Annotated in this window: 14 protein-coding genes; 8 read left to right on the forward strand and 6 right to left on the reverse strand. The window is 65.9% G+C overall.

Annotated features, from left to right (window positions below; genetic code table 11):
* Position 1 precedes the first annotated feature (1 nt).
* Positions 2–634, reverse strand: a complete 633-nt coding sequence (locus tag B7Y64_RS03055) for a response regulator transcription factor (protein ID WP_024816130.1) — start codon at positions 632–634, stop codon at positions 2–4.
* Positions 635–775: 141 nt separating this feature from the next.
* On the opposite strand from B7Y64_RS03055, the gene B7Y64_RS03060 reads away from it, so the two are divergent.
* The 6 genes from B7Y64_RS03060 (at position 776) to B7Y64_RS03085 (ending at position 5,306) form a co-directional block, all read left to right on the forward strand.
* On the forward strand, positions 776–2,140 hold the full coding sequence (locus B7Y64_RS03060; RefSeq protein WP_291324909.1) for a CHASE3 domain-containing protein: 1,365 nt from the start codon (positions 776–778) through the stop codon (positions 2,138–2,140).
* 232 nt (positions 2,141–2,372) lie between these two features.
* On the forward strand, positions 2,373–2,537 hold the full coding sequence (locus tag B7Y64_RS03065; RefSeq protein WP_024816132.1) for a DUF1328 domain-containing protein: 165 nt from the start codon (positions 2,373–2,375) through the stop codon (positions 2,535–2,537).
* A 71-nt stretch (positions 2,538–2,608) separates the two neighbouring features.
* Positions 2,609–2,998: a hypothetical protein gene (locus B7Y64_RS03070; protein WP_024816133.1), complete on the forward strand. Its 390-nt coding sequence runs from the start codon at positions 2,609–2,611 to the stop codon at positions 2,996–2,998.
* Positions 2,999–3,036: 38 nt separating this feature from the next.
* A complete protein-coding gene (locus B7Y64_RS03075) occupies positions 3,037–3,591 on the forward strand; it encodes a ferritin-like domain-containing protein (RefSeq protein ID WP_291324908.1) in 555 nt (184 codons plus the stop codon).
* A 108-nt stretch (positions 3,592–3,699) separates the two neighbouring features.
* The gene (locus B7Y64_RS03080) at positions 3,700–4,017 is read left to right on the forward strand and encodes a BON domain-containing protein (RefSeq protein ID WP_024816135.1); all 318 of its coding nucleotides are present in this window, start codon (positions 3,700–3,702) and stop codon (positions 4,015–4,017) included.
* A 197-nt stretch (positions 4,018–4,214) separates the two neighbouring features.
* The gene (locus tag B7Y64_RS03085) at positions 4,215–5,306 is read left to right on the forward strand and encodes a putative zinc-binding peptidase (protein WP_291324907.1); all 1,092 of its coding nucleotides are present in this window, start codon (positions 4,215–4,217) and stop codon (positions 5,304–5,306) included.
* Positions 5,307–5,309: 3 nt separating this feature from the next.
* Here the strand turns inward: B7Y64_RS03085 and coaD are convergent, their stop codons facing one another.
* The 4 genes from coaD to B7Y64_RS03105 form a co-directional block, all read right to left on the reverse strand.
* Positions 5,310–5,810, reverse strand: coding sequence for a pantetheine-phosphate adenylyltransferase (gene coaD / locus B7Y64_RS03090; RefSeq protein WP_024816137.1), 501 nt, complete (start codon positions 5,808–5,810; stop codon positions 5,310–5,312).
* Between the two features lie 220 nt (positions 5,811–6,030).
* Positions 6,031–6,720 (reverse strand): 16S rRNA (guanine(966)-N(2))-methyltransferase RsmD, encoded by a 690-nt coding sequence (gene rsmD, locus B7Y64_RS03095; RefSeq protein ID WP_291324906.1) that lies wholly within the window; start codon positions 6,718–6,720, stop codon positions 6,031–6,033.
* Positions 6,721–6,781: 61 nt separating this feature from the next.
* The gene (locus B7Y64_RS03100; RefSeq protein ID WP_291328364.1) at positions 6,782–8,143 is read right to left on the reverse strand and encodes a pitrilysin family protein; all 1,362 of its coding nucleotides are present in this window, start codon (positions 8,141–8,143) and stop codon (positions 6,782–6,784) included.
* Positions 8,144–8,163: 20 nt separating this feature from the next.
* A complete protein-coding gene (locus tag B7Y64_RS03105; RefSeq protein WP_291324903.1) occupies positions 8,164–9,609 on the reverse strand; it encodes a pitrilysin family protein in 1,446 nt (481 codons plus the stop codon).
* A 28-nt stretch (positions 9,610–9,637) separates the two neighbouring features.
* Between B7Y64_RS03105 and ftsY the strand changes: the two genes are divergently transcribed.
* A complete protein-coding gene (ftsY, locus tag B7Y64_RS03110) occupies positions 9,638–11,104 on the forward strand; it encodes a signal recognition particle-docking protein FtsY (RefSeq protein ID WP_291324902.1) in 1,467 nt (488 codons plus the stop codon).
* A gap of 3 nt (positions 11,105–11,107) precedes the next feature.
* On the opposite strand, the gene cutA is transcribed toward ftsY, so the two are convergent.
* Entirely contained in the window at positions 11,108–11,458 is a 351-nt protein-coding gene (gene cutA, locus B7Y64_RS03115) for a divalent-cation tolerance protein CutA (protein WP_291324901.1), read from the reverse strand.
* A gap of 271 nt (positions 11,459–11,729) precedes the next feature.
* Between cutA and B7Y64_RS03120 the strand changes: the two genes are divergently transcribed.
* Positions 11,730–12,620, forward strand: coding sequence for an alpha/beta fold hydrolase (locus B7Y64_RS03120; RefSeq protein ID WP_291324900.1), 891 nt, complete (start codon positions 11,730–11,732; stop codon positions 12,618–12,620).
* Positions 12,621–12,762: the final 142 nt, after the last annotated feature.

The raw sequence follows: 12,762 nt of genomic DNA on the forward strand, positions 1-12,762 counted from the left end.
GTCAGTCGATCAGCCGGTTTTTCAGCGCGTAATAGGTCAGATCGCTGTTGGACGAAAGGGCCATTTTTTCCATGAGCCGCGTGCGGTAGGTGCTGACGGTCTTCACACTCAGCGACAAGGCCTTGGCGATATCGCCAGCCGTTTCGCCCTTGGCCAGCTTCAAAAACACCTGGAATTCCCGCTCAGACAACTGCTCGTGTGGCGGCGCATCGTCCTTGCGATTGAGTTGCTGCGCCAGCAGCTCGGCCACGGCAGGCGTGAGATAACGCCGCCCCAGCGCGATGGTGCGAATGGCCTCGACGATCTCGGAGGGCTCGCACTCCTTGTTGAGGTAGCCACTGGCGCCCTGGCGGATCAGGTTGATGGCGTAATGCTCTTCGGGATAGCCGCTCAGTATCAGAATGCCCATGTCAGGCGCCTTGGCACGCAGCATGGCCAGCGCATCCAGCCCGCTCTGGCCGGGCATGGACAGATCCATCAGCAACACGTCAATTTCATGGTTGCGCACGAGATCGATGGCTTCGCGGCCATTGCCTGCCTCGCCCTCCACGCGCAAGTCCACATGTTCCGACAGAAACTGCCGCAGCCCGGTACGGACAATCGCATGGTCATCCACAATGCCAATCTTGATCATTTAGCCTCTTTCAGGAGATGGACAAACCACTCCGGGGTCGTTGTTTTTGCACACGCGTGCGCTGCCCTGTGCTGCACCGCCCGACCTTGCACACCACAGGCGACAGCGTAGCAGTTCACCGCCATTATCCGAATATCCCGCATGACCCTCAAAGATCACTCTTGGCACTGGCTCCGCAAAAGCCGCTCGATGGCCATCAGCCTGCCATTCGCCCTGCTGGCCGCACTGCTGCTCATTGGCATCAACGAAGTGGGGCACAAACGCTCCCAGGATGCTGTTCAGGCCATGAGCCACGGGCAGCAAACCCGCAATGCAGCCAACCGCCTGCTGCAAAGCATGCTGGACGCAGAAACGGGCCAGCGCGGTTATCTTCTGACTGGCAATGAAGGATATCTGGAGCCCTACGACAAGGCCGTCATCACGGTGAAAACCAACCTGGAAGAGTTGCACACCCAGTATCTGCATTCAACAGAAGACCTGCAGCAGTTTGCCCTTTTGGCACTGGCGGTATCGCGCAAGCTGGCCGAAATGGAACTGAGCCTGCGCCTGCGCCGGCAGGGCAACGAAGATGCATGGAAGTTCATTCTCTTCACCGACGTGGGACGGGAACACATGGACTCCATCCGCCAGCTGGCCCACACGCTGATCGAACGCAGCAGCCGCAAGATCCAGGAACACCAAAGCCAGATTGTGCAATCGCTCATGCTGTCGCGCATCGGCATTGCCACCGTGACGGCCATCGGACTGCTGGCGTTTTACATGTACCTGCGCCAGGCACGCACCCTGCAACAGATCAGCCAGCGCGAACAGGATGTGCTGGAGCATGAGCGTGAGCGGCTGGAAGGCCTGGTGCGCGAGCGCACCGCGTCGCTGTCCGAACTGGCCAGCCATCTGCAGCAGGTGCGCGAAGACGAGCGCGGCTACCTTGCGCGTGAGCTGCACGACGAACTGGGTGCCTTGCTGACCTCTGCCAAGCTCGACGTGGCCCGGCTCAAGTCCAAGATCGATCACCAGGCGCCCGACATTGCCGAACGCCTCAAGCACCTGAACGAAACGCTCAACAGTGGCATTGCCCTCAAGCGCCGCATCATCGAAGACCTGCGCCCCTCCTCGCTGTCCAACCTGGGGCTGACGGCAGCCCTTGAGATACTGACCCGCGAACATGCCGAGGGTGCCGGTATCGAGGTCGAGACCAATCTGGAGGCTGTAGAACTGACAGAGGCCACCCAGCTCACGGTCTACCGGCTGGTGCAAGAGGCCCTCACCAACATCAGCAAATACGCCAAGGCAAAAAAGGTGCTGGTGACCGTGCACGGCTACCCCACCCATGCGGCGGTGCAGGTGCGCGACGATGGCGCGGGCTTCGACCCGGCGGGCGTAGGCCCCACGTCACACGGGCTGGCCGGCATGCGCCACCGGGTAGAAGCCGCAGGCGGACGTCTGACCATCACTTCGAGCCCCGACAGTGGCACGCTGATATCGGCAGTTCTGCCCAAGCCGCGCTGAGCCAACCGCGCACAACGAACTGCTCACTCCCCGCCCTGCACATGCGTGCGGGGGCTCCAACCGTGGCCGGACCATCGGTGACGTCCTACAAGCCGGCCATCCATGCGCTGACACGGGGCCGCGCCAGCCACCGGCATTCAGCGCGGGCGGTGTTGCCTACAGTACATCTCAGGCGCTGAATTTTCTGGCGCCAACCAACTGCCGGTACCACCGGCCCCATAAGGAGATGGAAATGCTGCATTACGCCGTTGTCTTTCTGGTCATCGCACTCATCGCCGCCGTGTTCGGCTTTGGTGGCATTGCGGCAGGCGCCGTTGGCATTGCCAAGATCCTGTTCTTTGTGTTCGTGATCATGGCCATCGTGACCTTTGTGCTGGGCCTGATGAAAAAGGGTTGACCCCTTCCATCCTGCCTGCCACTTCCTTTGACGCCATGCGCTAAACACCCCATTTTTTCCGGAGAATTTCCATGAGTATCCAGTCCACCACCGACAAAGTAGCAGACAACGCCCGCAATCTGGCAAACAACGTGCTGCAAAGCGCCCAGGACGCCGTGCAGAGCACGCGGGACGTTGCCAATGAATCCCTGGACAAGGCCGAGACCGGCGTGCGCCACCTGCGCCGCGAAGCCAGCCCGGTGATCGACGACCTGGCCACCCGCGCCCAGGACCTGGCTGCGCGCAGCATCGATTTTTGCGCCGACACCGGCGCCCGCGCACGTCGCCAGGTGCAACATGCCGCCGACGCCACCACGCGTTACGTGGTGCAGCAGCCGGGCAAGTCGGTGGCCATTGCCGCCGCTGCAGGTGCCGTTGTGGCAGCTGCGTTGCTGGCGTTGTCCCGTCGCCGCAACTCCTGATCCATCACAGCGCTGTTGCCCACGTTGAAGGTGCCACCATGAATACGATCAGCCAGCTAGCCCCCCATGCCTCGGGCATGACGCTCGACGAGAAGGCCCTCAAGGCCGCGGGCTCGAGCCACCTCGACGAGGGGGCTGTCACGCCAGCTTTCCGCCAGCATCGCGATGACATCGTGCGCCTGCTCAACGATGCCCTGGCAACCGAGCTGGTGTGCGTGCTGCGCTACAAGCGCCACCACTTTACCGCTCATGGAATGTCGTCGCCCGCCATTGCAGCGGAGTTCATGGTGCATGCCAATGAGGAAACGGCCCACGCCGACCTGATTGCCCGGCGCATTGTGCAACTGGGCGGTGAGCCGGACTTTTCGCCCGACACGTTGCTGGCCCGTAGCCATGCCGCTTACGACACCTCGTCAGACCTCAAGGCCATGGTGAAAGCCAACCTGGTGGCCGAGCGGATCGCCGTGGAGGCCTACCGCCAGATGATTGCAATGATTGGTGACAAAGACCCGACCACCAAACGCATGCTCGAAGCCATACTGGCCGACGAAGAAGAGCATGCCGACGAACTCAAGGATTTGCTGGAAGCCTAGCCCCCGCTTTCAGCACCACAACAGGCCGCCGGTTACGGAGGGTGCAATAAACCGGCAGACTGTGATTTTCCCTAGCACCCGCGTCCCAACTCTATGAAGGAATACACCATGAAATACGCACGTGCCCTTGCCTTTGCCGCAGCTGCCGCCATCACCGTTGTCACCGCCACCGGCTGCGCCGTTGCGCGCAACCAGCAAACTGCTGGCTCTTATATCGACGACGCAGGCATCACCACCGCCGTCAAGGCCAAGATGGCTGAAGACAAGACGGTGTCGGCCACTTCCATCAGCGTTGAAACGCTGAATGGCACGGTCCAGCTGTCGGGTTTTGCAAAATCGCAAGCCGAGAAGAACCAGGCTGAAGCCATTGCGCGCAACACCAAGAACGTCCGCGAAGTGCGCAACAGCATCGTTGTGCGCCCCTGAGCGTTGACGCCCGTCGCTCTCGGCAACGGCGCAAGCCCTGCCGCAGCGGTGAGGTTGATAAAGGGCACAAGCGCCGGACACACATCCGGCGCTTGTGCCCTTTTTCTTTGTGTCCCGCTGCCTCGCGCTTCCCTCTTTGCGATCTTTGCCTGTTTGGCCCGCCCCGCGCTTGTTCGCAGGGGTTAAGCTGCACCACCATGCGGGTATTCAATTGCGACCATTGCGGTCATCTGGTTTTTTTTGACAGTGTGCAGTGCCTGCACTGCGGCAGCACGCTCGCCTTTGTGCCCGACCTGTTCACCATGGCGGCGCTGGCCCCCGCTTCGCAAGACGGGCCGGACCTGTGGCGCAGGATGGGACACCGCGGCAGTGCCGACTACAGCGGCAGGCTCTATCGCATGTGCGGCAACCGCACCGCCTACGACGCCTGCAACTTTGCCGTGCCAGCCAACGATTTTTCGCCGCTGTGCGCATCGTGCCGCCAGACACGGGTGCTGCCCGACCTCTCCGAGCCCGCCAACCTGGGCCGCTGGAAGCAGATTGAATCGGCCAAGCGCCAGCTTTTCTACACCCTCGCACGCCTGGGACTGGAGCCCGCGCCGGGCCGGGCCGGGCCGGTGTTCGAGTTTCTGGCCGACTGGCCTGGTGGTCCGCCCATCCTCACGGGCCACCACGGCGGCACCATCACCCTCAATGTGGCAGAAGCCGACGACGGCGAGCGCGCACAGCGGCGCGTGGCGCTGGGCGAGCCCTACCGCACCCTCATCGGCCACCTGCGCCACGAATCGGGCCACTTCTACTGGGACCAGCTGGTGCGCGACGGCCACCGCCTGGAGGCCTTTCGCAGCGTGTTTGGCGACGAGCGCCTTGATTACGCCGCCGCCTTGAGCGCCCACTACGCCAGAGGCAACGACCTGAGCGACTGGCGCCAGCACCATGTGAGCAGCTACGCCGCGTCGCACCCCTGGGAAGACTGGGCCGAAACCTGGGCGCATTACCTGCACATGGTGGACCTGCTCGAAACCGCGGCCAGCTACCAGACCAGCGTGACCGTGCCCGACCCGAACGCTGCCCAGCGCCACCAGGTGACCGACCCCTTCGCCAACCCGCGCCCGTCGTTTGACGACATGGTGCGCCAGTGGGTGCCCCTGACCCTGATGCTCAACAGCCTGAACCGCAGCCTGGGGCAAAACGACGCCTACCCTTTTGCGTTGTCATCTGGCGCCATGGGCAAGCTGCGGTTTGTGCATGACCTGGTGCATGACCTGGTGCAGGCCCCCGCAGGCTGAGACTCAGGCCGATGCTGCGCGTTGGAGCTTGTGCATCAGGCGCTCGTGCACCACGGGTGAAACGAACTGCGCCACGTCGCCGCCCAGCGTGGCAATTTCGCGCACCAGCGTGCTGCTGATGAACTGGTGCTGGCTGCTGGGTGTGAGGAACACCGTCTCGATGTGCGGCACCAGCGCCCGGTTCATGCCCGCCAGCTGGAATTCGTAGTCGAAATCGGTGCCCGATCGCAGGCCGCGCAGCATGGCGGTGCCGCCGCGCGCCGCGGTGAACTCGGTCACCAGGCCCTCGAAGGGTTCGACGCTCACCTGTGGGCAGTCGCGCAGGGCCGCGCGCGCCATGTCCATGCGCTCGTCCAGGTTGAAAAGGGTCTTTTTGTGGTGGGCCATGGCCACGGCCACTATCACCCGGTCAAACAGTTGCGCCGCACGGCGCACCAGGTCTTCATGGCCCAGGGTGATGGGGTCGAAAGTTCCGGGGTAAACGGCGAGCACGTTGTGGGCCATGGGCTGGGATCTCCTGGTGGGTAGATGGGTTGGCCTCGGCTTGCGGACCTGATGGCCGCCACGGCAAGCCTGCCGGGCCGTGTGGGCGCATTATGCGGCGCGCTGCGCGCACGCAAGGGCCGCAATGCCTGCCCGCTGACTTTGATGCCAAATAAGGCTATAGCGCTTGTCCAATAAGCGCGACTAGCTATATTTATTATAGCAAGCCAGCACAAATATATCAGTCTTTCGGTCGCCGCTGAAGCAGGTGTGCATGCACCGCACCGGCCTTCAGGTGGCGGTGCACGGCCAGCCCAAACGGGGCCAGCGCCTCATCGGTCCATGCCGTTGGCGCCTCCAGGTACACATAGCCATCTGCCGCCACAGCCTGGGCGGCGGCCTGCAGTGCGGGCTCGAACAAGGCGCTGTCAAACGGGGGGTCCACCAGCACCAGATGCAGGCTGGCTGGCGCTGCGTGCTTGATCGCTGCAACACCGTCGCCACGCTGCACACGCACCACGGTGGCCGCCAGGCGCTGCTGCAGCTTGTGCAGCTGGGCCACCAGGGCGGGGTCGTTTTCCACCAGCTGCACAGCGGCGGCGCCGCGCGAAGCCGCCTCCAGCCCCAGCGCGCCAGTGCCAGCAAACGCGTCCAGGCAGTGCCAGCCGGTGAGGTCCTGGCCCAGCCAGTTGAACAGGGTTTCGCGCACGCGATCGGGCGTGGGGCGCAGGCCGGGGCGCTGGGCCACGGCCAGGCGGGTGCGCTTCCATTGGCCGCCGATGATGCGGATTTCGCCCGATCCCTTGGAGGCTGCGGGGGCAGCCGTTTTTTTGCCCGGCTTGGTATCGGGCGCTGCTGCGGCAGCCGCCTGGGCTGCACGGGCCAGGCGGCCGCCGGGCAGGGATTGGGGGCGCAGGGTGGATCGGCTCATGGAGAAACTTTCAGGCAATGGGTGGGGGTGCAGACGGGCCGGGGGCGTCCGGGCACGGCCCTCATGGCTGGCCCCCCACCACCACGGTCACCATGCGTTCAGGTTGCAGTTTGCGCGCCATGGCGGCGCGGATGTCGGCCACGGTGAGCGCCTCGACCCGCTTCGTCCAGTGGTCAAGGTAGTCGAGCGGCAGGTCGTTCCAGGCGATGTTGGCCACGTTGCCCAGCAATTTGCGGTTGCTGTCGATGCGCAGCGCAAAGCCGCCAATCAGGTTGTCCTTGGCGGCACGCAGCTCGGCCTCGGTGGGGCCTTCGCGCACAAAGCGGGCGAGCACGTCGCGCGAGACCTGCACCGCCTGCGCGGCCTGGTCGGGACGGGTCTGCAGGCCGATGGTGAAGGCGCCCGCATGCAGGCCGGGCGCAAAACCGCTGTACACGCTGTAGCTCAGGCCGCGTTTTTCACGCACCTCGTTGGTCAGCCGCGCGGTGAAACCACCGCCGCCCAGGATGTGGTTGCCCACCAGCAGCGCCAGAAAATCCGGGTCGCGGCGCGCAAAGCCGGGCTGGCCGATCAGCACATGGGCCTGGGCCGACGCAAAGGGGATGCGCTGCTCGGCCGGTGCGGTGAGGGCCTGCACTTCGGGCACCGCCGGCAGCGGGGCGCATTCTGCCCCCGTGCGCTGCGGCAGGCGTGACAGCAGCGTGGCCACCAGCGTCTGCGCCTGGGCGCGGTTGACGGCGCCCACGATGCTGACGCGCGCGCGGCAGGCGGCAATGCTGCGCGCATGAAAGGCCTGCATGTCGGCCACTTCGATGCGCGCCAGCGTGTCTTCGGTGGCCCGGTAGCCGTAAGGGTGGCTGCCATACACCGCAGTGGCAAAGGCTTCGCCTGCCACGGTGGCAGGGCGCGTGCGGGACTCCTTGATGCTGGCGCTCCAGCGGGCACGCTCGCGCTGCCAGATATCCACCGGCCAGCTGGGTTCACCCATCTGGCGCGCAGCCAGCAGCGCGGCGCGTTGCAGCAGCGCAGGGTCGGTCAGGGAGCGCAGTGAAAAATGCAGCGCATCGCTGCCGGCGCTGGCATCGAAGCTCGCGCCCAGATCGGCCCAGGCCTCGCCCAGCGCGTTTTCGTCGAGCGGCGGGGCAGCGCCCTCGCCCGCCATGGCCAGAACGCCCTTGGACGCCATCGATGCCACGGCACCTGCCAGGCCGGCCTGCCCGGCCGGGTCGCGGCGGCTGCCAGCGTCAAAGTCGAGCTGCACATCCACCATGGGGATGACGGGGCTTTCCACCAGCCAGACTTGGGCGCCGTTGGCTTCGGTCCAGTGCTGGATGGGCAGCAACGCCCATGCAGAATTTGAACCAAAAAGGGCTCCAGCGCTTATCAGTAAAGCGTTAACAGCTATTTTTTTAATAGTAAACATGCTATGCCTCGGGTGCGGGGTCAGTGGCGCGTGGCGCCAGCGGCCGGTGCGGTGCGCTTGGCCTTGGCATCCAGCGGCTGCGGCAGCAGCGTGGCCACGGTGAGCTGGTCGTCACCAAAATAACGGGCGGCCACCTGCTGCACCTGTTCGGGTGTCACGGTGCGCAGCAGCGCCAGCAGGCGCTCTTCGGCATCCAGGGGCAGGCCCTGCACCCAGTTGCTGCCCAGATCCTGGGCCTGCCCGTGCACCGAGTCGCGCTGGTACACGGTCGAAGCAATCCACTGGGTTTTGACGCGCGACAGCTCGGCCTCGCTCACACCCTCGCGGGCCACGCGGGCCACTTCGGCGCGCAGGGCGTCCTCGACCTGCTGCGCCGTCTTGCCCTGGGCGGGCACGCCGCTGAGCAAAAACAGGCTGGGGCCGCGCCCCGTCACCATGGCCGAACTGCCCGCGCTGTCGGCCACGCGCTCGGGGCCCTGGCTCAGCGCGCGCTCCAGGCGTGCACCGTCGTAGCCGCTGAGCACGGCCGACAACACCATCAGCGCCAGGGCATCGCGGTCGGCATCGGTCAGCGCCTCGACCCGATTCATGCCGGGCACGCGAAACGCCAGGGCCACATAGGCCTGCTCGGCCGGGGCCTTGACGGCAATGCGGCGCAGGCCCTGCTGTGCGGGCTCGGTGCGCGGCTTGCGCGCCGGCAGGGCACGGGCTGGCAGGCGGCCATAGTATTTTTCGGCCAGCGCGCGCACCTTGGCCACATCCACATCACCGGCCACCACCACTGCCGCGTTGCCGGGCACATACCACTGGCGGTGAAAAGCGCGCACGTCCCCGGGCGTCAGGGCGTCCAGGTCGCTCATCCAGCCCACCACCGGGCGGCGGTAAGGCGAGGCCATGAAGGTGGCCGCAAAAAGCTGTTCGACCATCAAGGCGCGGGGCTGGTCTTCGGTGCGCAGGCGGCGCTCTTCCTTGACCACCTCGATTTCGCGCTTGAACTCGTCGTCGGGCCACTGGTTGTGCGCAAAGCGGTCGGACTCCAGGCGCATCACGTCTTCCAGACGGTGCGCGGGAATCTGCTGGTAATAGCCCGTGTAGTCGCGGCTGGTGAAGGCGTTTTCCTGACCACCCAGCGCTGCCACCCGGCGCGAAAACTCGCCCGGCGGCACGGTCTTGGTGCCCTTGAACATCATGTGCTCCAGCACATGGGCCACGCCCGAGGTGCCATCGACCTCGTCCATGGAGCCCACGCGCAGCCACACCATGTGCATGGCCGTGGGCGCACGGCGGTCGGGCTGCACGATGAGCTGCATGCCATTGGCCAGCGTGAACTGTTGCGCGCCCGAAGCCGTGGCAGCCTGCGCGGACAGGGCCGATGGTGGTGTCGCAAAGGGGGTTGGGGACACCGGGGATTGCGCCCCGGCACTCAGGCAGGCCAGCAGGCCCAGAAGGGGGAAAGCACGTTTCATAGAATGGAGTGATTCTAAGTACCTGCCAATGTTCAGTTTTTTCAAGAAAAAACCCACTCCCACGCCCGCACAGCCCGCTGTGGCGGCCCCTGCGACACCCGCCGTGCCGGATGCACTGCCCGCGCCAGCGCCAATAGCGCCGCCCGCGCAGCAGGCACCCGCCAGCCAGCCCACGCAGGCGGCGCCGTTGCCAGCGCCCTCTTCTGCGGCCGCCCTGCCCCCGGTGGCCGACGCGGCGCCGGCGGCGGGCGCTGCGGCTTCCAGCCCGCAAGCGCCGGCCGCACAGCCGGCAGCCAGCGGTGGCTTTGGCTGGCTGCGCAACCCCTTCGCGGCCAAGCCGCCCGTGCCCGCCCCTGCAGCAGCGCCAGCGGTTGAACCACCGCCTGTCCAGGTGCATGTGCCGGTGCCTGCACCGATACCTGTGCCGACCTCTGCGCCGGTATCCCGGCCCATGCCCGCCGTGGCGGTGGCGGCCGAGCCCGTTGCCGTGGCAGCACCGCCGGTGCCTGCGGTATCCCCGGTGCCAATAGCGCCAGTAGCGCCAGTGGCGCCATTGGCACCTAACGTGCCGACCGGGCAAGCGCCCACGCCCGCTGAACGCAAGGGCTGGCTCGACCGCCTCAAAACCGGTCTGCGCAAGACGGGCTCCAGCATCGCCACCGTGTTCACCGGCACCCAGATCGACGATGCGCTCTACGAAGAGCTCGAAGAAGCCCTGCTGCTTGCCGACACCGGCGTCAAGGCCACGCAGTGGCTGCTGACCGATCTCAAGCGCCGCGTCAAGGACACCAAAACCACCGACCCCGCCGCCGTCAAGGGCCTGCTGGCCGACGCCCTGACCGACCTGTTGCGCCCGCTCGAAAAAGCCCTGGTGATTGGTGAGCACACCCCCACCGTCATCATGGTGGCGGGCGTGAACGGCGCGGGCAAGACCACGTCGATTGGCAAACTCACCAAGCACCTCGCCAACGAAGGCGCCAGCGTGCTGCTGGCGGCGGCCGACACCTTCCGCGCCGCAGCGCGCGAGCAGCTGGGCGTATGGGCCGACCGCAACACGGTGGAAATCGTCAGCCAGGAGGGCGGCGACCCCGCCGCCGTGAGCTTTGACGCCGTGACCGCCGGCAAGGCACGCGGCAAGGACGTGGTGCTGGTGGACACGGCAGGCCGCCTGCCTACGCAGCTGCACCTGATGCAAGAGCTGCAAAAGATCAAGCGCGTGGTGACCAAGGCCGACGCCACGGCTCCGCACGAAGTGCTGCTGGTGATTGATGGCAACACCGGCCAGAACGCGCTGGCCCAGGTGCGCTCGTTTGACGACGCGCTGCAGCTCACCGGCCTGGTGGTCACCAAACTCGATGGCACGGCCAAGGGCGGCGTGCTGGCCGCCATCGCGCAGGAGCGGCCGATTCCGGTGTATTTCATCGGCGTGGGCGAAAAGCTGGAAGACCTGGAAACCTTCAATGCGCGCGAATTCGCCCAGGCGCTGTTGGGCTGAAAGCTACCCCGGCAGCGTCTCCTGCCGCACCCAGTCGGCATAGGCGGCGCTTGCCTGCAGCGGCTGCACCAGCAGCTGCGGCAGTTCGTAGGGGTGCTGCGCCTGTAACAGCTGCAGCAGGCCCGCAACGCTCCGGGCCACTGTCTTGCACACCAGTCGCCACTCAGCCTCCTCGTGCAGCGCCCCCTGCCAGCGGTAATGCGAGGTGATGGGCTCGACCTGCACGCACGCCGCCAGGCGCTGCTGCAACACGGCCTGCGCCAGCCGCCGGGCTTCCTCAGGGGTGGCCACGGTGGTGGTGACGGCGCACACGCCATCGGCCGCAAGAACATCAGAAGGGGAGTTGCCGGGCATGGACTTTGGCTCCGCAGCGGGGTTGGCGCTGGTTGTGGGGTCTGATGAAGCATGCACATAAGCTATTATTTTTATAGCTTATAGCGCTTATGGTTATTGCGCTAGAGCCACTTTTTATCATAATTCTTGCTACCCCGGAACCGCAGGGCGCAAGGTCCATTCCGGCAGACCGCCAGGGGCCTGGGTGGTCGGCCACAATGGTGCCCATGACCATGGACCCACACCGCCCCGCAGCGCACGCACACAGCCCTCGCAGCGAGCCACAAACCGCATGAACGCCTGGGCCGCGCTTTTGGTGCCCCCCGCCGCTTGGGGGCTGGGCTGGCTGGGCCTGCGCTGGTTGCGGCGCGAACTGGCACCGCCCCGGCTTGAACACCCCGGCGCGGTCGCTCCGCTGACCGGCCTGCAATGGGTTTCGGTGCCCACCGCCAACGGCAAACACCTGGCCGCGCAGTGGTTGCCCGGCCCCGCCGGGCGCGGCGTGGTGATCTTGCAGCACGGCTGGGGCGGCAACGGCAGCCAGTTGCGCCCTGCGGCGCTGGCCTTGCACCGCCGGGGCTGGTCGGTGCTGCTGCCCGATGCACGCAACCACGGTCGCAGCGACCCCGACGGGCACAGCTCGCTGCCCCGGTTTGCCGAAGACCTGCACGCCTGCCTGGACTGGCTGCCAGGCCAGCTCGGCGAACCCGCGCAACCGGTGGTCCTGATGGGGCATTCGCTGGGCGCTGCCGCCGCGTTGCTGGCCGGCTCGCAGCGCAGCGACGTGGCGGCCATCGTCAGCGTCTCAGCCTTTGCGCACCCCGAGCAGGTGATGCGCCGCTGGCTGGCCGAATACCGCATTCCGTTCTGGCCGCTGGGCTGGCTGGTCAACCGCTATATCGAACGGGTGATTGGCCAGCGGTTTGACGACATCGCCCCCGTGTCGCGCATCGCGCACATCCAGGCCCCGGTGCTGCTGGTTCACGGCCAGGACGACACGGTGGTTCCGCTGGGATGCGCCCAGCGCCTGCAAGCCAGCGCCCCGCACGCCAGCCTGCTGGTGCGGGCGGGGCGGCACGATGGTTTCGATGAGGAAGATGCGCTGTACGCCCAGGTGAGCGACTGGCTGGACCGGAATGTTCCAGCCGCCCCGCCAGCGTGCGCACCAAGGCCGCAGCCATAGGCATGAGCGCCTTCGCGAAGCAGCCCACGCCCTGCAAGATGCTAGGAGCCTGTCGGACTTGGAGCGTCGAAAGCGAGAATCGACCCCAGCGAGGACAGTACTAGCCGGATTTGCAGCCCCATAGCCCGGCTATGGGGCAAAA

The sequence above is a fragment of the Acidovorax sp. 35-64-16 genome (assembly GCF_002281195.1).
Classification (GTDB): Bacteria; Pseudomonadota; Gammaproteobacteria; order Burkholderiales; family Burkholderiaceae_C; genus Acidovorax; species Acidovorax defluvii.